24 protein-coding genes are annotated in these 20,585 nt (G+C 69.2%); 8 read left to right on the top strand and 16 right to left on the bottom strand.

What is annotated here, in order from left to right:
* Positions 1–7 precede the first annotated feature (7 nt).
* From AXK60_RS23000 to AXK60_RS22990, 3 genes are read right to left on the bottom strand one after another with little or no spacing between them, the layout of a single operon-like run.
* A complete protein-coding gene (locus tag AXK60_RS23000; protein WP_175400094.1) occupies positions 8–637 on the bottom strand; it encodes a GNAT family N-acetyltransferase in 630 nt (209 codons plus the stop codon).
* Positions 638–642: 5 nt separating this feature from the next.
* On the bottom strand, positions 643–1,884 hold the full coding sequence (glp, locus tag AXK60_RS22995) for a molybdotransferase-like divisome protein Glp (protein ID WP_068574854.1): 1,242 nt from the start codon (positions 1,882–1,884) through the stop codon (positions 643–645).
* A gap of 12 nt (positions 1,885–1,896) precedes the next feature.
* Positions 1,897–2,796, bottom strand: a complete 900-nt coding sequence (locus AXK60_RS22990) for a UTP--glucose-1-phosphate uridylyltransferase (RefSeq protein ID WP_068574853.1) — start codon at positions 2,794–2,796, stop codon at positions 1,897–1,899.
* A 65-nt stretch (positions 2,797–2,861) separates the two neighbouring features.
* Here AXK60_RS22990 and AXK60_RS22985 point away from each other — a divergent pair, with 65 nt between their 5' ends.
* Complete coding sequence (locus AXK60_RS22985; RefSeq protein WP_244881156.1) at positions 2,862–3,419, top strand: 5-formyltetrahydrofolate cyclo-ligase; 558 nt, start codon at positions 2,862–2,864, stop codon at positions 3,417–3,419.
* A gap of 543 nt (positions 3,420–3,962) precedes the next feature.
* On the opposite strand, the gene AXK60_RS22980 is transcribed toward AXK60_RS22985, so the two are convergent.
* On the bottom strand, positions 3,963–4,523 hold the full coding sequence (locus AXK60_RS22980) for a TetR/AcrR family transcriptional regulator (protein WP_082778203.1): 561 nt from the start codon (positions 4,521–4,523) through the stop codon (positions 3,963–3,965).
* Between the two features lie 72 nt (positions 4,524–4,595).
* Between AXK60_RS22980 and AXK60_RS22975 the strand changes: the two genes are divergently transcribed.
* The 5 genes from AXK60_RS22975 to AXK60_RS22955 all read left to right on the top strand — a co-directional run bounded on the left by AXK60_RS22975 (position 4,596) and on the right by AXK60_RS22955 (position 7,398).
* Entirely contained in the window at positions 4,596–4,856 is a 261-nt protein-coding gene (locus AXK60_RS22975) for an FmdB family zinc ribbon protein (protein WP_068574848.1), read from the top strand.
* 18 nt (positions 4,857–4,874) lie between these two features.
* A complete protein-coding gene (locus tag AXK60_RS22970; RefSeq protein ID WP_068574846.1) occupies positions 4,875–5,678 on the top strand; it encodes an acyl-CoA thioesterase in 804 nt (267 codons plus the stop codon).
* 99 nt (positions 5,679–5,777) lie between these two features.
* Positions 5,778–6,431 carry a Flp pilus assembly protein CpaB gene (cpaB, locus tag AXK60_RS22965; RefSeq protein WP_068574844.1) on the top strand — a complete coding sequence of 218 codons (654 nt, stop codon included), beginning with the start codon at positions 5,778–5,780 and terminating at the stop codon, positions 6,429–6,431.
* Positions 6,432–6,571: 140 nt separating this feature from the next.
* Positions 6,572–7,045, top strand: coding sequence for a hypothetical protein (locus AXK60_RS22960; protein ID WP_139058094.1), 474 nt, complete (start codon positions 6,572–6,574; stop codon positions 7,043–7,045).
* Positions 7,045–7,398, top strand: a complete 354-nt coding sequence (locus AXK60_RS22955) for a hypothetical protein (RefSeq protein ID WP_139058093.1) — start codon at positions 7,045–7,047, stop codon at positions 7,396–7,398. Before AXK60_RS22960 ends, AXK60_RS22955 begins: the two co-directional genes overlap by 1 nt.
* A gap of 53 nt (positions 7,399–7,451) precedes the next feature.
* On the opposite strand, the gene AXK60_RS22950 is transcribed toward AXK60_RS22955, so the two are convergent.
* A complete protein-coding gene (locus AXK60_RS22950) occupies positions 7,452–8,450 on the bottom strand; it encodes a PrsW family intramembrane metalloprotease (protein ID WP_068574838.1) in 999 nt (332 codons plus the stop codon).
* Entirely contained in the window at positions 8,450–8,974 is a 525-nt protein-coding gene (locus tag AXK60_RS22945; RefSeq protein ID WP_139058092.1) for a hypothetical protein, read from the bottom strand. The genes AXK60_RS22950 and AXK60_RS22945 overlap by 1 nt, the downstream gene beginning before the upstream one ends.
* 68 nt (positions 8,975–9,042) lie before the next feature.
* On the opposite strand from AXK60_RS22945, the gene mscL reads away from it, so the two are divergent.
* The gene (mscL, locus tag AXK60_RS22940; protein WP_068574834.1) at positions 9,043–9,486 is read left to right on the top strand and encodes a large-conductance mechanosensitive channel protein MscL; all 444 of its coding nucleotides are present in this window, start codon (positions 9,043–9,045) and stop codon (positions 9,484–9,486) included.
* A 74-nt stretch (positions 9,487–9,560) separates the two neighbouring features.
* Here the strand turns inward: mscL and AXK60_RS22935 are convergent, their stop codons facing one another.
* Both AXK60_RS22935 and AXK60_RS26655 read right to left on the bottom strand, forming a co-directional pair.
* Positions 9,561–9,911, bottom strand: coding sequence for a hypothetical protein (locus AXK60_RS22935; protein ID WP_068574832.1), 351 nt, complete (start codon positions 9,909–9,911; stop codon positions 9,561–9,563).
* Positions 9,892–10,476, bottom strand: a complete 585-nt coding sequence (locus tag AXK60_RS26655; RefSeq protein WP_139058091.1) for a hypothetical protein — start codon at positions 10,474–10,476, stop codon at positions 9,892–9,894. Before AXK60_RS26655 ends, AXK60_RS22935 begins: the two co-directional genes overlap by 20 nt.
* Before the next feature lie 294 nt (positions 10,477–10,770).
* Here AXK60_RS26655 and AXK60_RS22925 point away from each other — a divergent pair, with 294 nt between their 5' ends.
* Positions 10,771–12,387 (top strand): HNH endonuclease signature motif containing protein, encoded by a 1,617-nt coding sequence (locus AXK60_RS22925; protein ID WP_068574828.1) that lies wholly within the window; start codon positions 10,771–10,773, stop codon positions 12,385–12,387.
* A gap of 4 nt (positions 12,388–12,391) precedes the next feature.
* Here AXK60_RS22925 and AXK60_RS22920 read toward each other — a convergent pair whose 3' ends face one another.
* The 8 genes from AXK60_RS22920 to AXK60_RS22885 all read right to left on the bottom strand — a co-directional run bounded on the left by AXK60_RS22920 (position 12,392) and on the right by AXK60_RS22885 (position 20,582).
* Positions 12,392–13,090: an MspA family porin gene (locus tag AXK60_RS22920; protein ID WP_068574826.1), complete on the bottom strand. Its 699-nt coding sequence runs from the start codon at positions 13,088–13,090 to the stop codon at positions 12,392–12,394.
* 224 nt (positions 13,091–13,314) lie between these two features.
* The gene (locus AXK60_RS22915; RefSeq protein ID WP_068574824.1) at positions 13,315–14,649 is read right to left on the bottom strand and encodes a hypothetical protein; all 1,335 of its coding nucleotides are present in this window, start codon (positions 14,647–14,649) and stop codon (positions 13,315–13,317) included.
* A gap of 380 nt (positions 14,650–15,029) precedes the next feature.
* Positions 15,030–16,442 carry a hypothetical protein gene (locus AXK60_RS22910; RefSeq protein WP_068574821.1) on the bottom strand — a complete coding sequence of 471 codons (1,413 nt, stop codon included), beginning with the start codon at positions 16,440–16,442 and terminating at the stop codon, positions 15,030–15,032.
* 151 nt (positions 16,443–16,593) lie between these two features.
* Positions 16,594–17,292, bottom strand: coding sequence for an MspA family porin (locus AXK60_RS22905; protein WP_068574819.1), 699 nt, complete (start codon positions 17,290–17,292; stop codon positions 16,594–16,596).
* Positions 17,293–17,359: 67 nt separating this feature from the next.
* Positions 17,360–18,019, bottom strand: coding sequence for an MspA family porin (locus AXK60_RS22900; protein ID WP_082778202.1), 660 nt, complete (start codon positions 18,017–18,019; stop codon positions 17,360–17,362).
* Between the two features lie 453 nt (positions 18,020–18,472).
* Complete coding sequence (locus AXK60_RS22895; protein ID WP_068574815.1) at positions 18,473–18,697, bottom strand: hypothetical protein; 225 nt, start codon at positions 18,695–18,697, stop codon at positions 18,473–18,475.
* The gene (locus tag AXK60_RS22890; protein WP_139058090.1) at positions 18,694–19,266 is read right to left on the bottom strand and encodes a MogA/MoaB family molybdenum cofactor biosynthesis protein; all 573 of its coding nucleotides are present in this window, start codon (positions 19,264–19,266) and stop codon (positions 18,694–18,696) included. The genes AXK60_RS22895 and AXK60_RS22890 overlap by 4 nt, the downstream gene beginning before the upstream one ends.
* Positions 19,267–19,280: 14 nt before the next feature.
* Positions 19,281–20,582: a S1C family serine protease gene (locus AXK60_RS22885; RefSeq protein ID WP_068574811.1), complete on the bottom strand. Its 1,302-nt coding sequence runs from the start codon at positions 20,580–20,582 to the stop codon at positions 19,281–19,283.
* Positions 20,583–20,585: the final 3 nt, after the last annotated feature.

Raw genomic sequence — 20,585 nt, 5'->3', positions numbered from 1 at the left:
CGGCGTCTCAGAACCACGCCCGGCCGGACCGGACGACCCTCGCGACCATGGAATCCGCGATCTCCTCGGCCGTGATCGCGACGAGCAGATGGTCGCGCCAGGCACCGTCGACGTGCAGGTACCGGCGCAGCAGCCCCTCCTCGCGGAACCCCGCATTGCGCAGCACCGCGCGCGATCCGCCGTTCTCCGGGCGCACCGTCGCGTCCACCCGATGCAGGCCGAGCGTCCCGAAGCAATGGTCGACGGCCAGCGCGACCGCCACCGTCGCCACGCCGTGGCCGGTCACCCGACGGTCCACCCAGTAGCCCACCCACGCGCTCTGCAACTGCCCGCGGCTGATGTTGCCGATGGTGATCTGGCCGGCGTAGGCACCGTCGACCTCGATGACCATCGGGACGATGGTCCCGGACCGGGCCTGCGAGCGGAGCGAGGCGCACAGGGGCGTCCACTGCGAGGCGGCGTGCCGGCGCTGCCAGTTCGTCTCGCCCGACGGTTCCCACGGCTCCAGCTCCGCGCGGTTGACCAGGCGCAGGCGCGACCACTGCCGCCCGTCGCGGGCACGGATCGGTCGCAGTCGCACGACGCCGGCGGCCGTGGTGAGCGGCCCGAGTTCGACCTGCCAGTTCGCCCCGAACACCCGCGTCAGCCGCGCTGGGCGAGGAACGCGACGATCACGTCGTCGCCCGCACGGACCTCGGTGACCTCCGGATCCACCACGATGAGGCAGTTCGCCTCGGCCAGGCTCACCAGCAGGTGGGAGCCGTTGTCCGGGATCGGCGCGACCATGAACTCGCCGGTGTCCTCGTCGCGCATGAGCTGGCCGCGCACGTACTCGCGCCGCCCCTCGGGCGACTCGAAGGCCGCCGCGCTCTTCGCGGTGACCAGGCGGCGCATCGGCTGCCGCTTGCCCAGCGCGATGCGGATGAGCGGGCGCACCATCACCTCGAAGGCCACCAGCGCGCTCATCGGGTTCGACGGCAGCAGGAAGGTGGGCACCTCGTCGGGACCGAGGGCACCGAAGCCCTGGACCGACGCGGGGTGCATCGCGATCCGCTCGACGACGAGGTCGCCGAGCTCGGCCAGCGCCGACGAGATGTCCTCCGACGCGGAGCCGCCCAGCGCGGACGTGATGACCACGACCTCGGACCGCTGCAGCTGCGCTTCGACGGCCTCGCGGACGCCGTCGGTGCCCACGATGCCCACGCGGTGCACCTCGGCCCCGCAGTCCCGGGCGGACGCGGCGAGCGCGTAGGAGGCCACGTCGTAGACCTGGCCGGCGCCGGTGTCGCGATCGATGTCGACGAGCTCCCGGCCCACCGAGATCACCGCGACGCGTGGGCGGGGATGCACCGAGACCTTGTCCCGCCCGACCGCGGCGAGGAGGCCCACCTGGGCCGGTCCGACGACGGTGCCGCGACGCACCGCCACGTCGCCGGGCTGCACGTCGTCACCGGTGCGGCGGACGTACTGCCCGGACCGGACCGAGTGTCCGACACGGACTTTCGACAGCCCACCGTCGGTCCACTTGTCGGGGAGGACGGCATCGGCGAGCGTGGGCAGCGGCGCCCCGGTCTCGACCTTGACGGCCTGGCCGGGCTGCAGCCGGATGGGCTGCCGGTTGCCCGCGCGCACCTCGCCGACGACTGGGAGGCTGACGATGATCTGCTCGCCGGTCTCCTCGTCGGTCTCGCCGGCACGCGCCACGTCGACGGAGCGCACGGCGTAGCCGTCGATAGCGGCCTGGTCGAAGGCGGGAAGGGCGTTCTCGACGACCACTTCCTCCGCGCACATGAGGCCCTGCGCCTCGGAGATCCCCACGCGCACCGGCCGCGGCGCCACCGCCGCCGCCGTGACCCGAGCCAGATGGTCCTCCACGGAGCGCATGTACTCGGCCTCCTACTTGTTCAGGCGATCCTGCAGCCAGGAGCGCAGGTCGGGACCGTAGTCGTCACGGTCCAACGCCAAGTCAACCGCAGCCTTGAGGTAGCCTCCGGGATTTCCGAGGTCGTGTCGGGTTCCGTGATGGACCACGACGTGCACCGGATGCCCCTCTTCGATGAGCAGCGCGATGGCGTCGGTCAGCTGGATCTCGCCGCCCGCGCCCTTGTCGATGCGCCGCAGCGCGTCGAAGATGGCACGGTCCAGCAGGTAGCGCCCCGCGGCCGCGAAGTTCGACGGTGCGTCCTCCGCCTTGGGCTTCTCGACCATGCCGTTGACCTTGAGCACGTCGGGGTTGACCGCGTCCGGCACGGTTTCGACGTCGAAGACGCCGTAGCTGCTGATCTGGTTCTCGGGCACCGCGATGGCGCAGAGCACGGAGCCCCCGCGCTTCTCGCGGACCCGCGCCATCGTGGTGAGCACGCCGATGGGGAGCACCAGGTCGTCGGGGAGGAGGACGCAGATCGCGTCCTCGTCGTCGTCGAGCACCGGCTCGACGCAGGCCACGGCATGCCCGAGGCCCAGCGGCTTCTCCTGGATCACGGCCTCCGCGTGGATCAGGTTGGGAGCGCGGCGCACCTTGTCGAGCATCGCGGTCTTGCCGCGCTTCTCCAGCGTGCCCTCGAGCACGAGGTCCTCGACGAAGTGCGCGACCACGCCGTCCTTGCCCGGGCTGGTGACGATGCAGAGGCGCTCCGCGCCCGCAGCCGCCGCCTCCTCGGCGACGAGCTCGATGCCGGGAGTGTCGACAACGGGGAGCAGCTCCTTGGGAACCGTCTTCGTCGCGGGGAGGAATCGGGTGCCGAGGCCTGCGGCGGGGACGACCGCGGTTCTCGGGATGGAGGGTGTGGTGCTCATCCCCCCACCATAGGGGAGGTCACGCTCGGGTAACGAAGCGGCGCGACGGGTGGGAGGATGGCGCGGTGATCGATTCCGGGCCCGGCCCCACCCCCGAGACGAAGGCGGAGTGGCGCACGCGGCTGCGGCGCGGCCGGGCCGCGATGTCCGACGGTGCGCGTGCAGCGGCGGCCGCGTCGCTGGTCCGCGCGGTGTCCGGGCTCGACCTGGGTGTGGTCGCGGCGTACGTGCCGGTGGGTTCGGAGCCGGGTTCGATCGAGCTGCTGGACGCCCTGGGCCCGCAAGTGTTGCTGCCGGTGACCCCGCCGGAGCCGGGGCCGCTGAACTGGGCCTGGAGCGGATCGCTGGCGCCGGGGCCGTTCGGGCTGCTGGAGCCGGCGGGGCCGCGGCTGGGTACGAATGCCCTGGCCTCGGTGGACACGGTGCTGTTGCCCGCACTGGGCGTCTCGCGCGCCGGGGTGCGGCTGGGACGGGGCGCGGGGTACTACGACAGGTCGCTGGTCCCGGGACCGCGGTTGATCGCGGTCGTCTACGACCACGAGCTGGTGGACTTCCTGCCGTCCGAGACCACGGATGTGCCGGTGGGCGCAGCGCTGACCCCGTCGGGGCTGGTGGAGTTCTGAGTCCTGAGTTCCGAATCCTGCGGGGCCCGGGAGCGGCGCGGTCGCCTGTTCGTACTGCGAGGTGACATGTCGTTCCGCGCAGCCATGCGTGGCACGCATGGATGCATCATTGCAGGTCAGCATGCATTTTCAGCAGTCAAGCCATGCGTGGCGCGCATGGCTTCTCACCGGCCCGACGGGGTGACCGTTCCCGGGCCGCGTGGCGTGCCCGACGGTGGGTGACGCCGGCTGCGGTCGTCGTCCGAGATCGCCTGCGGTTTCGGTGATCGCGGCCTGCGATCTCCGCACCGAAACCACTGGCAACCGCCGTCCCCACCACAGGGCGGAAGCGCCGCCGCTGCCGGTAGCCGCGCGCGGCGCACGATGTCACCAACCCGCCGAGGCCATGCGCGCCACGCATGGAGGGCACCGTCGAACAATGCTCTTGAACTGCGAATATGCGACCCATGCGTGGCGCGCATGACTTCTCGGCAACGACACGCCCCACTTCTGCCGTCGCAGTCACCACCACCCGAGGCGAGGGACCGCGGACCGTCGGACGGTCTAGATCAGTAGCCGGGAGATGTACTTCTCGCCGTACGCCCGCAGGGCATCGGAGTCACCGATGTCCAGCCCGGTGGGCGAGTTGGACAGCAGCGACCCGGTGATCCGCAGCATGAGGTCCACCACGGAGCACAGCTCGGCGTAGTCCTGCTCGGCGCCGGAGTTGCGCAGCCGGATGACGATGCCCTGGATCAGCAGGTCCCACACGCCGCGCGGGATGCGCAGGAAGTACTCGGGCTCGGCGGCCAGCACCTTGGACACGGCCATGTTCGACTCGGCCTGCCCGATGCTCAGCGCGAACACCTCGACCAGCGTCTGCTGCGGCGTGTACCCGACGATCGTCTTGTCCAACTTGCGGCGCAGCGTGCGGATCTCGATGGCCACGACGCGGGCGATCAGCTGGTCGCGGTTGGGGAAGATCCGGTACAGCGTGCTGCGGGAGACGTGCGCCTGCTTGGCGACCTGGTCCATGCTGACGCCGGGAATCCCGTTCGCGGCGATCACCTCGCGGGCGGCGTCCACGATCCGTCGCGCGGGCGACGGCGTACGTGGGGCACTCATGGCCGTATCGTATCCGCTCACACCCCTGGCACTCGAATCGCCGGAGTGCTAATTGAGCGGTAGAATCGATCGGTGCCTACCTATTCGTACCAATGCAAGGAGTGCGGCGAGGCCTTCGACGCCGTGCAGTCCTTCTCCGACGATCCGCTCACGGTGTGCCCCAACTGCGGCGGCCCGCTGCGGAAGCTGTTCAACTCCGTCGGCGTCGTGTTCAAGGGCAGCGGCTTCTACCGCACCGATTCCCGCAGCTCGAAGGCCGATACCACCGCGAAGTCGGAGACCAAGAGCAGCTCCGACACCGCGGCCAAGGTCGACAAGGCCACCAGCTCCTAGCCTTGCTACGTTGCTGGCATGACCCACGTCTTCGATGAAGCGACCGCCGTCGAGCCGATCGACGGCGGCTTCCGCGCCCACACGCACCCGGCCTACAACAACATGGTCGGGCCGTTCGGCGGGATCACCGCCGGCACCGTCGTCGCGGCGCTGCAGGCGCACCCCGAGGCGCAGGGCCATCCGCTGAGCCTCACACTGAACTTCGCCGCCCCGATCAAGGACGGTGCTTGGGACCTCGCGGTCACCGTCCTGCGCACGAACCGCACCAATCAGCACTTCGTCTTCGTCCTGAGCCAGGGCGACGGCCCCGTCGCCTCCGGGACCGCGGTGTTCGGCACGCGCCGCGACACCTGGGGCGCCACTGAGACGCCGTTCCCGCAGGTCCAGGCACCGGAGGACTACCCGGAGCAGTCGATGCCGGACTTCGTCGAGTGGGCCAAGAACTACGAGACCCGCTTCGTCGAGGGCAGCCTGGTCATGGACGGCCCGCAGGACGACTCGACCACCACGATGTGGCTGCGCGACAAGCCCGCTCGCCCGCTGGACTACCCGGCGCTGGCGTCGATCGCGGACTCCTTCTACCCGCGGATCTTCCGCCGTCGCGGCACCTACGCCCCCGCCGGCACCATCTCGCTCACCACCTACTTCCACGCGAGCCCCGCGGAACTCGAGCAGCAGGGCGCCGAGCACCTCCTCGCGACCGCCCGGGCGGCGCGCTTCGGCCATGGCCATTTCGACCAGTACGGCCAGGTCTGGGGGCGGAACGGCACCCTGCTGGCGACCACGCACCAGATCGTCTACTACAAGGATCCGCAGGCCTGATCGGGGCCGTTCCTCCACAGGAACGGGGTTATCCACAAGGGCGGCTTCCGGGCCCCTTTCCGACGGTCCGCCGTCGGCGCACCGTCGTAGATTCCGGGCATGGAGTCCTTGCAGCCGACCGGTGTCGAACGGATGCGGGCCGCGCTGCGGCCCGGGTGGGCGCGCACGCTGACGGCTCGGCGGGCGGCGGCCGCGGCGCTGGCGGTGGTGGCGCTGATCGTCGCGGTCACGAGCCGGCCGAGCGGGCCGCAGGCGCAGGTGCTCGTCGCGGCGCGCGAGCTGGGGCCGGGAGGGAAGCTCGTCGGCGAGGATCTCGTGGTGCGCACCGTTCCGGCGGACCTCGCGCCCCAGGACGCGCTGACGCGTCCGGACGAGGCGGTCGGACGGTCGGTGACGGGGCCCGTCGGCGCGGGCGAGATCCTCACGGGCCGAAGGGTGCTCAGCGACCGCACCGCGGGCTTCATCCGCCCCGGCTCGCGGCTGGTGCCGATCGCGCTGCAGGACGCCGCCACGATGGACCTGCTCCGCCCCGGCGACGTGGTGGACGTGGTGGCGCAGCGCAAGCCCCGCGCCGGCGAGCGGGACGACGCTGCGCCCTCCGTCCTGGCCCGCTCGGCCACGGTCGCCGTCGCCGCAGCGGCGCAGGCCTCACGGCAGCAGGCCCGCACCGTGATGCTCGCGATGTCCGAGACGGAGGCGCACGCCGTCGCCGCCGCGGCGCTCAGTTCACCACTGTCCGTGGTGTTCCGGTGAGGCCGGGCGACGACCGGCGCCGAGGCTCGCCCGGCGGCCCCGACGGCAACGTCCCGACAACCGCACCTCCACGACTCGGCGGCCGCGGGTACTCCGACGTCGACGTGGAACGCCGACTCGAATGGCAGATGGACGTCGCTATGCTCCGTCGAATCAAGGTCCCACAGGTACCTCTTGCCGAGGTCATGTTCCACGTCCACGCACTCCAGGAGCTTCGCCGGCGACTCCTCATCTCCGGCCGAGTGGACGAACGCGTCGGCAAGCCCTTGGACCGGAGGGAACGCACTGTCGTGGACACGCTGGTCGCCGAGGGCCGGAACGTCACGGTTCTCGCTCGGGCGCGGACCGGCGACTCGACGCCCGATATCGCAGTCGATGGCCGGGCCGCGGAGATCAAGTCGTCCACCCGAGGGAATGCTCGAGCGTTCGCATTCCGGGTGGGCGAGGTGTGGGACCGGCAAGGTACCGGCCTCGTGTTCGTGAACGCGGACGAGTCGGCGATCGATCACGCCGACCTCGTCGGAGCGATGCAGGCGCTGGTCGCGCATGGCGACGCCGCGTATATTCGGGTCATCGGACGTCGTGCCGACATCGAGCTCGGGAGGTGGCCGTGATGCGCAACGATCTCATTCTCACGGCTCAGGTCGACGATCCGACGGGCCGGTTCTCACAGTTCGTCGCAGACCTCGCCGCGTCGCTCGGAGCGAAGGACAGCGCCGTGCGAACGAGGCCGAACGGCCGTCGGGCCGTCATCCGTACCGCTACGGGGGTCGTCACCCCGGGCGTGTCCGAAGGAGGGTTCGGCGTCGGCATCGAGAGCGTCACCGACGACGATCATGCGCACAATTCGTACGCCGATCGAGTGCACATCGCCGTGGCGTCCGCGCTCCCCGACGTGCGAGTCGACCTGCTCGACGAGACCGACCAGGTGATCCGGAGCGTCACCCAACACACGCCGGCGGCCTAGGAATCGCTGAGTCTCTTCGTCGATCCCGGGCAACGGGTTCCGGATGGCGGCGCTCAGCCGACCCGGTAGGTGAGCTCGCGGATCAGCCACTTCTGGCGCTTGCGCGCCACCTCGGCGACGGCGGGGCCGTAATAGAAGCGCAGGTAGTCCTCGCCGTTGCGGCGCAGCGCGCGGGTGGGCAGCGTGGCCAGTTCGGCGGGCGGCGCGAGCTTCGCGGCCTCCGGCATGCGGATGGCGCGCTGCAGCCACCGGCGCTGCTCGTAGATCATCCAGGTCCACGCGCCGCCGAGGAGCGAGAGGGTCACGGCGCACTTGAGCACGATCAGCAGGAGCACGACCATCGGGTTCTCGCCGCTGGGCGCGTTCCACCAGAAGTGCAGGAGGTACGCGAGCCCCAGCGGGATCGCCGCGAGGGCCGGCCGGATGCGCAGCAGCGCCAGGCCGAGCGCGAAGAAGCCCGTGTACACCCAGTGCGACTGGAAGCCGAAGAGCGCGCGCATGAGCGTGACCGTGAGCGCGCCGGCGGTGTCGGACTGGGCATCACGGACCGCGAAGGTCACTGCGTACGAGAGGTTCTCGACCACCTGGAAGCCCAGGCCCGCGAACGCACCCACTGCGAAGACCTGGAGCGGCCGGCGCAGGCGGTCGCGGAACATCACCAGCAGCAGCGCGACGCCGGCGCCCTTGATGGTCTCCTCGTCCAGCGGGCCGATGAGGGCCGCGCCCCAGGTCGTGGAGCCGGGGTCGTCGAGCACGTCGTCGACGGCGTCGGAGGCGAACCCGTTGATCTGCAGGGCGAGTCCGCACGCGCCGATCGCGCCCCACGCGAAGGCGAGCGCCCACACCGCGCGCAGCTGAGCGTGCGAGCGGTCCAGCGCCCAGATGATCACGGCGATCAGGACGGCGGCCAGCAGGATGATCGGCAACGCGACCGCGACCGCGCCGCTCGCCTCCGTGATGCGGGGCACCATGTCGCGCACGAGCACGAATCCGCCGAACACCAAGCCCGCCAGAAACACCCAGAAGCTGACGGTCTTGAGCTGCGCGCGCATCAGTCCTCCCGCAGGGTCTGGACGAGCGCGGTCAGGTCGGGGGCGGCACCGTCGGGCCCGCGGAGCGTGAGCACCGTGACCAGCAGGTCCGAGTGGCCCACGACGGCGCACTCCCCCGACCTGCCGCCGCCCGACGCGGCGCAGCTGCGACCCGCGAACTGCGGGCCGCGGATGTCGCCGGTGAAGTGCGCGTCGACGCCGCCGGCCGCGAACTCGCGCAGGCGGCGCGGCGCGGCGGTGTCGAAGTCGGTCATGCCCGTCGTGAGGCGAACGGAGAGCGAGCTGCCGCTGGGATGCACGAAACGCACCACGTCGGCCCGGCCGGACGGCACCTTGTCCCAGCCCGACGGTGCGCGGAAGTCCACTCCCGCAGAAGAGTTCCCGACGCGATAGGTGTGGTCGGCGACGGGCGTGCGCGGTGTGGGCACGGCGCGGTCCACGCCGTACCACCCGGCGGCGAGCCCGCCGACCGCGACAATCACCCCCGCCGAAACGCCCGCGTCGACTGCGCGGATTCGGTTCATGCGGCTAGCATAATTGCGACACTGCACCACGCGTCGCATCCGTTACAACTTTCCGAAGGACGACAAACATGCTCAAGGGCTTCAAGGACTTCCTCCTCAAGGGCAACGTGCTCGACCTCGCAGTCGCCGTGGTCATCGGCGCGGCCTTCACCGCGATCGTCACGGCGTTCACCGACCATGTCGTGAAGCCGCTCATCGCCTCCATCGGCGGCGGCAAGGACGTGCAGGGGATGGCGTGGGAGATCAAGACGGGCGTGGCCGCCACCACGATCGACCTCGGCGCGGTCATCACCCAGGTGATCAACTTCGTGCTGGTCGCGGCGGTCGTCTACTTCCTCCTGATCATGCCGTACGAGCGGATGAAGGCCCGGTTCGCACCCGAGAAGGCCGCGGAGGACGAGGTGGACGTGCTCGTCGAGATCCGCGACCTGCTGGCCGCGCAGGCCGCGCCGTCGCAGGGCGGCGCGCACTCGGCCCTGCCGCCCACGGGTCAGTTCCCCACGCAGCGCTGACCGACGCACCACGAGAGCCGGCCTCCCCACGCGCGGGGAGGCCGGCTCTCGTTTCCGGGTTCGACGGTGCGCCGCTACCGCACGCCGCGGCGCGAGAGCCCGGTGTTGTCCATCTCGAGGATCGCGACGAGCTTGTCGCGGGTCGCCGCGGACATAGGTCGCTCTCCGGGTTCGGTAACCGCGGACGTAGCCGGGATGCGGAGCGAGGTCTTCGCGAAGGACTTGAGTGCCGGCTTCTTGACGAGCACGTACCGGCCGCCCGAAGACCGCGTGGCAACCACGTCCTTCCCGTTCGACAGATGAAGCCGATACCGGTGCCCGGCGAGCGGCGTCGACCGGACGACCTTCGCGTTCACCGCACGGTACCGCCCCTTGCCCGCCGGCGCGACGACCCGGATGTCCTTCTCAGCTCTCGTGTGGTCCACGCCTCAGCGCCTCCTCGATCAGTACGTTGATGATAGCGCTCTCATCAGGGCTGGTCGCGGTCCCTTTCAGGAACGCGAGCCATTCGGCCGCGATCTCGGAGTCCGTTCCCTGCTTGTTCACGCGGTTCTTCATCACCCACTCGAAGGTCGCCCACCATCGATCCTTGCTGGCGGACCGCGCCTGACTCCGCAACGCCCCCATGAACGCCACCAGAGCCGCGATCACGGCGCCGACTGCTCCGAATCCCGGCGATGTGACCAGGGTCCAGGCACTGTGCAGCACTTCGGAGGTCCCCTGGGGCCAGCGATCACGGCACTGACGCAGTCCTGGACCAGCCGCAGCCGCCACAATCGCCGCAACGACAGCGCTCCACAACAACCGCTGCGCCCGTTTGCGCGAGCGCACCTTTCGCGTCGCCGCGGCGAGTTGATCTTGAATCGAGAACGATCGCAGACGGTCACGATGACCTCTCAGAACCCACCACACGAGAGCAAGCAGTCGCGCACCTCGCGCCAGCAGCCCGTTCGGCGCAGTGAACCGCAGCACACGCAGTGCGACACCCATCCGAAACCACACCCCAGACGCCTCCTCACGCCGCGCCCCCACAGCTCGCGGGCACCACGACTGGTGTGGTTCTCCGAGAGGCTCTCATCAATTGGACGCACCAGCACGCGGATCAGTTCCCACCACACAGGCACCGGGCGGCGGCACATCGCACACAGCGATTCGGGTGACACGAAGGAGAGGCCGATAGCACCACTGTCGAGCCCGCAGATCACTAGTCTTTTTGTTCGATTTCATCGAAACTCACCGAATATCGGAGTAGACTCGTGGTAGCAGTACGAGGAGGTGGTAGGCATGACTACCAGCACAGCAGCGGAGTATCTGGCCGCGCTCGCCTCGTTCGAAAATGCAGCCGAGCAGCTCGCTGCGGCGAGCCCCGTGATGCTCTCCTCGGAAGAGATCCTGGATGCGCTCCCCCGGCTCGAGAAGGCGGCACGGAAGGTGCCGCACGGCCAGCATCTCCTCGCGCAGGTGTGCGTCGAGCAGGGAATCCCCGGGCAGTTGGGCTACACGGGGATCAAGGAGATGCTGGCCGATCAGCTGCGGCTCGCGGGCACGGAGGCACGAGACCGGATGAAGGGCGCCAGGTCTCGCGCGCCGCGCAATGTGCGAGGCCAGGCGCCGGAGCCCCGGCTGCCCGAGCTCTCCGCGGCGCAGCGGGAAGGCCTCGTCTCCGAGCGGCATGCCGCCGCGGTGGAGCAGTGGATCGACAAGGTCGCCAAGGCGCCCGAGGCCACTCCGGAGAAGCTCGCCCTCCTCGAGGACGTGCTCGTCACCGCGGCGCTCAGTGTCCGGCCGGAGGAGCTCGCCAAGATCGGGCAGCGCGCCTACGAGCTCATCGATCCCGACGGTGCAGAGCCCAGCCCGGAGAACATCGCGCGCAAGCGGGAGGTGAACCTGGGCAAGCAGGGTGACGATCTGATGTCCGACCTCGACGGTGCGCTCTCCCCCGAGTGCCGCGCGCTGATGGACGTGGTCTTCGAGAAGCTCGCCCGGCCCGGCGTGAACAACCCGGCGGACGAGGAGAACCCCGTCGACCCCGCGGACCAGGACGCAGTCGCCGAGGCGGCCCAGCGCGACACCCGCTCGCAGGGGCAGCGCAATCACGACGCGCTGCACACGGTGCTCCGAGACTTCGTCTCGTCCGGGGCACTGGGGCAGCACCGCGGCGTGCCGTGCGTCCCGGTCATCACGCTGGGGATCGATCAGCTCGAGTCCGAGGCCGGGTTCGCCACCACCGCGACCGGTGGGCGTATGCCCGTCGAGGACGCGTTGCGCATGATGGGCACCAACCCGAAGTACGTGCTGGTGCTGGACCTCGCGAACCGGCCGCTGTTCCTCGGCCGGGAGAAGCGGCTGGCCACCCCGGATCAGCGGATCGCGCTGTACGGCAGCGAGAAGGGTTGCACCGCACCCGGTTGCGATGTCCCGGCGACTCGGTGCCAGGTCCACCACATCACGGAGTGGGCCGACGGTGGCGCCACGGACATCACGATGCTGACCCTCGCGTGCGACAAGCACCACGGGAAGGTCACGCCCAGCACCAGCGACTACCCCGGCGGGTGGGAGACGATCACCGTTCCGCACGGCGAGCACGCCGGCCGCACCGGCTGGCAGCGCAAGGCCGACCCCACCGGCGCGGTCCGGGTGAACCACGCGCACCACGTGGACGAGCTCTACCGCCAGGCCATCGAACGCTGGCAGCGGCGGCGCGCGCAACTCCGATCACTGTGGCGCAGTGAGGAACTGCGCGTGCAGTACGAGGACTTCATCGGCACCGTCTACGACGACATCGCAGCCGTCCTCGACGGGCCGCACGGTCCGCCGCTCCTCGAGGAGATGTTGGCGGAACACGACGCGGAGGTCGACTGGCAGAGCCAGTCGCCGGAGCCTCCCGCGGCCGCGGCGTAGCCGATCACCCGAGGGTGAAGCGATCACCCCAGAGAATGACGCGCCCCTTGCTGTTGCCCACCTGCGCCCGCACGATCACGTACATGCGCGCCTGGGCGTATCCGGCGCAGCCGTCGACGCCGATGGTCTGGTCGGCGTAGGTGAAGCTGCCGCTGGACCCGGTGAAGTCGAAACTGGTCGACGGCGCCGACCAATCGGGATCGATCTCGTCGCCGGGCTTGGGCCAGGTGGCGCGGTCATAGGTCAGCGACTGCGTCCCGACGGATCCGGCCGCCAGCTTGATGGAAGCGCCTGTCGTTGCGGAGACCGAGGGCTTGATTCCCCCGCCCGCCCCGAACGTCGCACCCGATTCGGCGCCGGCTCCCAGGTCGAGGCTCGCCTCACCGACGTCGATCTGGCAGCCGACGAGGTAGCCCGCCTCGATCGAGCCGCCATCGGCGTCACCCGACACCTTGACGCTCACTGCTCCCGACACCCACGCGTTGCGCGTCGTCGGCAACGCGACCATGCCCGGCGACAGGCGTGCGCGCTGCCCCTTGACCGAGACGGTGATCGTCCCCCCGCCTGCCTTCACGGACTGCGTGGCGTCACGGAGAGGGATGACGGTGTCGGCACTGGCGGGCGCCAGAGGCGCGAGCAGTCCGATGGTGATCGTTCCTGCGGTGGCCAGCGCCGCTGCAGCGAATGAGTTCTTGAGGGGCATGTACTCGGTCCTTTCACAACGCCGGCCGAACTTCGCCAGCGATTGAAATGGGAAGGTACCAGCCGTGAATCACCCAAATCACCCGTGGTAACACTGAGTTAACACTGAGCGGAGGCTGTAACAGGATAGGCACGTTTCGAGCACGATTGCAGGGTTTCGTGGCGCAATACAAGGCACCGCCCGCCCCATCGTTCAGGGGCGGACGGTGCCGCTGTCGATATGTCCTACTTCGCGCCGTCGCCGGACGCCTCGGCGCCGGCCCCCTCGTCGCTCGGTACGTTCGACTCGGTCTCCGGAGCCTCCGGCTCCGGCGACGCCTCCTTGTCCTTCGCCGGACCCGACTTGTCGGGGCGATCGAACAGGTCGCGAACCTTCTCGATCAGGTCGGGGCCTTCCTTCGGCTCGGACGAGCCCGCCGGCGCACCGCCAGTACCCGCGCCGGGCGCTCCGGCCTGACCGACCGAATCACCGACTCCTGCACCGGCCTCGTTCGCGCTGTCGCCGACCTGAGCGGAGCTCGTACGGACCAGCGTGGTCCGCGGGGAGAGATCCTTGGAAGTCGTCTTGGCAGAGCCGGTGTCGGGCTTGTCCTCGGAGAGAGTCGGCACGCCCGGGACCACCGCGCTGATCGCCTGAAGGTCGTAGGTCAGAATTTCGCCTGGCAGCTTCACTACATTGCCGGCCAGCTCGGTGAAGTAGCCCTGGATCGCCGTCGCCGCACCAGCGAAATCCCCCTTGAGAGCCTTCTTGTTCACCGCATCGCTGACCGCCTGGAAGATGTTCGCGGTGATGGGGACACCGTCCTTTTCCTTGGTCTGCCCCTCCTTCAAAGGCTTGCCATCCTTGCCTACAAACTCCCCCGCCTTATTCGTCTCGTAGCCCGTGGTGACGAAGGTGGCCAGGCGAGCCTGATCGAAGTTCTTCAGCGGGACGCCAGCGAGGGTGAGAAGCGCTCCGGCGTCGGGCAGCGCGAACGGGTTCGCGGCGGCGACCGGTGCCGCAGCGCGCTGCGCGGTGGCCGTCGGAGAGGGCACAGGCTTCGGGAAGAACGCGTCGACGTTGTGATTGATCAGCGCCGTCGGGAGGGCGATGACCTGCGCAGCGAGCTGAGAGAGGTAGTTCTGGATCTGTGCCGCCGCCGTCGCGAAATCACCCTTCAGTGCGACCTTGTTCACGGAATCACTGATCGCCTGGAAGATATTGACCTCAACAGGTTTGGCGTTCAACCTCAGCCATGCGGCGTATTGCGAGTCGGTCTCATTAGCATTGCCCTCGCCCTCCCCCTTGGCGCGCACCGGCTTGCCGTCGGACTTGTTCACATACCCGGTGATCACGAAAGCCGAGGTGCGAATCAGTTCGAAGTTGCTGAAGGGAAGCGCAAGAACCTTCAGCGGGTCCGGCGCGAACGACTCCACGGGCGGCAGCGTCGGTGCCTGCGCAGCGTTGACCACTGCGGCGGCGGGCGCCGGAGCAGTCACAGCGGCGGACGTGCCCGCGACGGGCGTCGCGATGATCGCGGCTGCGGCGACAGCCGCCGCCAGCGAGGTGGTGCGCTTCATTCTTATTAGTTCCCCTCAGATTATTCTTACGCCGTTCAGCGTTTTCTTAAGATAGCACCAAGGCTCGGCAATTCACCACAAATGGTGCGCCAACGAAACATCCAAGAATGTAGCTAGGAACGCGAATAATCGATGGGTGACTGAAGTGTCGATGTCAGATCAGCACGAAGCGCTTTCGCATTTCGAGACTGCGGCAACCCGCCGCAGACCCCGTCGGACGTCGGGCGCGGACCTGGGCGAACGGTGACCAGTTCGTCGGCCAGGAGCGATGACACGGGAGGGGGCGGCGCACGCCCCGGAGTACCTCGAAGAACTGCAGAACGCGCAACGCGCGCCCTGACTCCAGGGCGCGCGTTGCGGTGTGAGGGGATGCGGAAGGACTACTCCGCGCTGGAACTGGCAGTCGGCTTCTCGTCCGCCCCAGTGGAACGCTCTGCCGTCGGCTTCGCTTCGGTCACCGAGCTCCGGTCCGCGGTGGGCGTCGAGTCCGTCGCGGTGGCAACAGTGGGCTTGGAGTCCGACGTCTTCGACTCGACGGTGGGCTTCGCGTCGGACGCGGGCTTCGACTCGGCGGCCGGACTCGAGCCGTTCTCCGTGGATCCGCCCGACGCGGGCTTGGACTCCGTCGGAGCGGACGGGACGACAGCGCCGTCCGCGGGCTTCGTCGGCTCGACGACCGGCTTGCTCGCCGTCGTCTCCGCGGGTGCGATCGCCACGGGCTTCGTCTCGGCCGGCTTCGGCGCCTCGACGGTCGGCTTCGCGTCCAGACCGAGGGTGCGCTCGACGGGCTTCTGCGTGTCGGACGCCTTCTGGTCGCCGCTGCCGGTGGTCACCGGCAGCAGGGCGGTGCTGGCAGGCACCTCTCCGGCGGACGTCAGCGACAGAGCACGGACATCGGTCGCCGCGGTCGGCGCGGTGGGCGCCGGAGTGAGTGCCGTGACGAGCTTCGTGATCTTGTCCGAGGCCGCCTTGAGCTGGGCGCCGGGGAAGTCGACGATGGTGGTGATCGACTTCGCGACCGCGTCGACGACCAGCCCCGCGGCATCGCCGAACTTCCCCTGGAAGATCGCTTGCGGTACCGAGGTGAGCAGACCGTAGAAGCTCTGGTAGATCGACAGCCCGGCCTGGCCCGCCGCATAAGCAGTGGCGACAGGAATACCGAGGACGTCGAGCGCCGCAGAGACCGGGGAGACCGCCGCGGCGGTCTCGGTCGCGGCGGTCGTGGCGGTCTTGGGCGTCTCAGGCACCTTGGGCCCCGCGCCGGTCGCGATCCACGTGAGCGAGTCCGAGATCGCCTTCTGGAACAGCGTCGGCACGGAGCCGAACTCGCCCTTGAAGATCGCCTGCGGCACCGAGGTCAGCATCTTGTACCAGATGGTGTAGACGCCCTGGCTGGTCTGCAGAACCCGGTAGACGGCCTGCACCGGAAGGCCGGCGGTGTTGAGGATGTCGGTGACGGCCTTCGGAACGCCGGCCAGCTCTACTGCGCCCTTGTCTGCGGCAGCGACCGGTGCCGCTGCGGCGGACAGTGCACCCGTTGCAGTGGGCGCGGCGGCGACCGCCTCGTCGGTAACGACGACGAAGGTGCCGAGGGCTGTCGGCGCGACGGACGCGGCCGAGTTCGCGACGGCAGGAGCGGCCGCGATGTTCTTGAGGACCGCCGCGGGCGTCGTCGGACCAGATGCCGCGGGAGTCGTCGGCAACGACGTCGCCGCGACGGCGTTGGATACGGGGGCGATCGCGACGGCGGCAGCCATGGCGAGCGCGGTGATGGAGGTTGCCTTGTGCTTCATGTGCCAGCTTCCTTGAGGACGGATGCAGCGCCCGTGGGTCGTACCGCACAGATCGGTCGGCGCCATGCCCGATTTGTACGTTCGTACCAATCTGACGAGACACAGAAGGCGGTGCCCGGTTCGGACACCGCCTTCTGGCGTTCTTAGGGGATCAGCCCAGGGTGAAGGGCTTGCTCCACAGGATCACAGTGCCCTGCGTGTTCCCGACCTTCGCCTTGACCTTGGCGAAGAAGCGGGCCTGCGCGTAGCCGGCGCAGCCGTCGACGCCGATGGTCTGCTCGGCGTAGCCCAGCGAGCCCGACGCACCCTTGAACTTGAAGCTGGTGCTGGGGTCGGCCCAGTCGGGCGCGATCTCGTCGCCGGGCGACGGCCAGGTGGAGCGATCGTAGGTGAGCATCTGGGTACCGACGCTGCCTGCACCCAGAGAGATGGTCGCGCCGGTCTTGGCGGTGACCTTCGGCTGGATGGTGGGACCGTTGAGGCCTACCGACGCGCCCGACTCACCCGTCACACCAGCGGTGACCTCGGTCTTGCCCACGTCGATCTGGCAGCCGACCGCGTAGCCCGCCTGGATCGATCCGCCGTCGGCCTTGCCGCCGGTGATCTTCGCGGACACGACACCGGAGACCCACGCGTTGCGGGTGGTGGGCAGGGCCACCATGCCGGGCGAGAGCTTGGCGCTCTGGTTGGTGATGCTCACGGTGACCGTGGCGTCGCCGATCTTGCTGCTCGTGCTGCCGTTGGGCAGCGGGATGAAAGTGTCGGCGTTCGCTGTACCCGTAGCGAGGGTACCGAGCGCCACGCCGGCCACTGCGGCCACGGCGGCGCCGCGGATCGCGATGTTCTTCATGAAACTTCCTTCGGGGAATCGCCGCCCCGCGGGGCGGACAAGAGAGTCAGGTCGGTCGGAGTTCAGATCAGCCCAGCGAGAAAGGCGCGCCGTACAGGAAGCCCTGAATGCGGTTGCTGCCCTTGATCTCGACCCAGGTCACGACACGCGCCTGCGCGTAGCCCGAGCAGAACTTGATGTCGACGTTCTGGTCCTTGATCGACACGTTGTACGTACCAGCCTTGGTGAACTTGATCGAGTCCGTCGAACCCGGCTGATCCGCGCGGCCGTAGCCGGTCACGCCGGTAGTCGCGCCGGGCGTCAGGGGCACGCTCACGCCTGCGCCAACGCCGCCGAGCGAGAGGCTCGGGCCGGACGAATCCACAGCCGCGCCGGGTCCCGTCAGAGTGCCCGAAGCACCGATCTGGCCCGGGAACTGGCAACCGACGATGACGCCGACGCCGAGCTTGCCCTGGATGTCCTTCGCGTCAGCCGGAGCCTTGACCTCGACCGAGCCGTTCGACGTGTACCAAGCGCTCCGCGACTGCGCCGTGGCCAGCGACCCCTGAATCGCGAAGGAGTTACCCGTCGACTTCAGAACGACGCTCCAACCCGCAGGCGCGGCGACCGTCTTCTGACCGCTCGGCAGCGGGCCGGCGTTGGCGGAGCCGGCAGCGACCGAGGCGGCAGCTGCCACCGCGACCGCGACGACGCCTGCGCGCGTAGCGACCTTGCTCATCTTGCTCATTCGTTCCCCTCACCAGGAATCTGTGGAGTGACGCTCCGATCAGGACCGCCGGCGTAGCAGCTCACCCAGCCACCTACCGAATCCCGCACTTCGTCTCAGCGCGTGACCACTGTCGTTTCCCCGGAGATCTTCGTCGACCTTCGGTTCCCACGGAGCATATCCTCAGGTTTCGACGCTCCGCAACGGTTTCGATCTTCGTCAATCATATGTTTCGAAACTTGTAATTCTTGGATTTCGAACCAGATGCGGCGCCGCAACCAGGACTTCTTAGGACATACTCACCGGTAACTACGCCCTGACCAGCACTCTAGTAAGGGTAGGCTTCCCCTTAGAGTTCACTCAGGTAACCCAGGCCTGTAACCTGAACGTAAATCTAGGGGACTGTGTCTTTAGTCACACTACCAGCATGAATGCAAAATCTTACGCCGTTCGCCGCGCTGCCGGTCGGGCCGGTCAGCCCCCGTGGTGCGGCGGACGGTTCTCGCGGTACCAGCGCTCGGTCGGGTCACCGTCGGGCCGGGAAACGGGAGATGCCGCACCCGAGCGGGGTGCGGCATCGTCGGACATGTCGTCCTTGGTCTGTGCGGGCAGAACGTCCCCGAAGATCCGCGCGATGTCGCGCGCGGAGTACTTCCGGGGCCCGGGCTCGCCGGACCGGCTGTCAGAGCCCTCGGTCACCGGGCCTGGTCGTCCCCACCGGCGATGTGCCGGATCACGTGGGTGGCCAGCGGGCTGAGCGTGGCCATGCCGTCACGGATCGCGGCGCGCGAGCTGGCCAGGTTCACCACCACCGTGCTGCCGGACACGCCGGCCAGGCCGCGCGAGAGCCCCGCGTCGGTGGCGCCGGCCGCCAGGCCCGACGAGCGCAGCGCCTCGCAGATGCCGGGCAGCTTCTTGTCGAGGATGTCCTCGGTGGCCTCCGGCGTCACGTCGCGGGCGCCCACGCCCACACCGCCGATCGTCACGGCCAGGTCCACGCCGCCGATCACCGCGGTGTTGAGCGCGTTGCGCACGTCCACCTCCTCGGCGGGGACCACGACCACGGCGTCCACCTCGAAACCGGCTTCCTCGAGCAACTCGGTCACCAGCGACCCCACCGACTTGCCGGCGTTCGGGACGCCCGGCTGCACGTGGTCGTCGACGACCACCACGAGCGCGCGACCGATCACCCCGGCCCCGTCGAGCGCCGCTTCATCCAGAACGGGCACCTCGAGCACCTCGTCCTCCGGCCAATCCGCTGCGGTCATGTCCACTCCTCGCATCATTTGTCCAACTTATCGAGCGTCACCTGCTTGGACACCGGACTCGTACTGCTCGGGCTCTCGAGGTACGTGATCGTCACGGTAGCCCCCGGCGGGTACGAGCGCACGGCCCCTATCAATCCGTAGCCGTCGGTGATCTGCACGTCGTCGACCTTCGTCACCAACGCGCCCTTGGGGATGCCCGCGCGGCCGAAGGTCCCCGTCTGCGACACCTCCGCGACCAGGGCGCCGGGCCGGGTGACCGAGGTCTGCCGCGGATCCACCGTCACGCCCACCGCGGCGTGCGACGCCTTCCCCGAGTCCATCAGCTCCTTGCTGATCCGCTGCACCAGGTTCGCCGGGATCGCGAAGCCCAGACCGATGCTGCCGCTCTGCTGCCCCGTGGTCCGGGATGATCCGAGCGTCGCGATCGACGAGTTGATGCCGACGAGCTGCCCCGCCATGTCCACGAGCGCACCGCCGGAGTTGCCGGGGTTGATCGCCGCGTCCGTCTGCACCGAATTGACGACGGTGGCCTGATCCGAGTCGCGGCCGCTGGTCGCCACCGGGCGGTTGAGGGCCGAGACGATACCGCTGGTCACCGTGCCCGCGAGCCCCAGCGGCGCGCCCACGGCCACGACCTCCTGGCCCACGGTCAGCTTGCCGCTGTCCGCGAACGCCAGGGGCTTGAGGTCGCGCTTGTCCGTCTGGATCACCGCGAGGTCGGTCACCGGATCCGCGCCGACCACGGCCGCGTTGCTCACGCTGCCGTCCGAGAAGGACACGGTGAGCTTGCCGTTACCCGCGATCACGTGGTTGTTCGTGACGATCTTGCCGTCCGCGGTGATCACCACACCCGAGCCCGAGGACTCCGAGGACCCGGCCTGGTTGTCGATCGACACGACGGCGGGCAGCACGTTCTGCGCCACCTCCTGCACCGACCCCTTCACGACCGGCGGCGCCGCTCCCCCGGACACCGTCGTCGTCGTGCTCGAGGAGTCCTTGCCCCACACGAGGTACGCCCCGGTCACCGACAGCAGTGACGCGACCAGCGCGATCGCCACGCCCAACGCCACGAGCGCCCCCAGCTTCGGCCCGCCCTTGGGCGAGCCCGACGGGGCCGGGGGCACCGTCTGCACTCCGCCCGGCGCCGGGTAGCCCGACGGTGCGCCGACCTGTCCGGCCGCGTACGGGTTCGAGTACTGCTGGGTGGGCCGGTACTGCCCGGCCTGGCCCGGCTGCTGCGCAGGCTGCCCAGGCTGCTGCGCGGGCTGCCCCGGCTGCTGTCCCTGCGGGTAGGGATGGTTTGGACCCTCGGTCATGGA

The organism is Tsukamurella pseudospumae (genome assembly GCF_001575195.1).
Classification (GTDB): domain Bacteria; phylum Actinomycetota; class Actinomycetes; order Mycobacteriales; family Mycobacteriaceae; genus Tsukamurella; species Tsukamurella pseudospumae.
The sequence above is the reverse complement of the archived record's forward strand: the minus strand, read 5'-3'. Positions and strand labels throughout refer to the sequence as shown.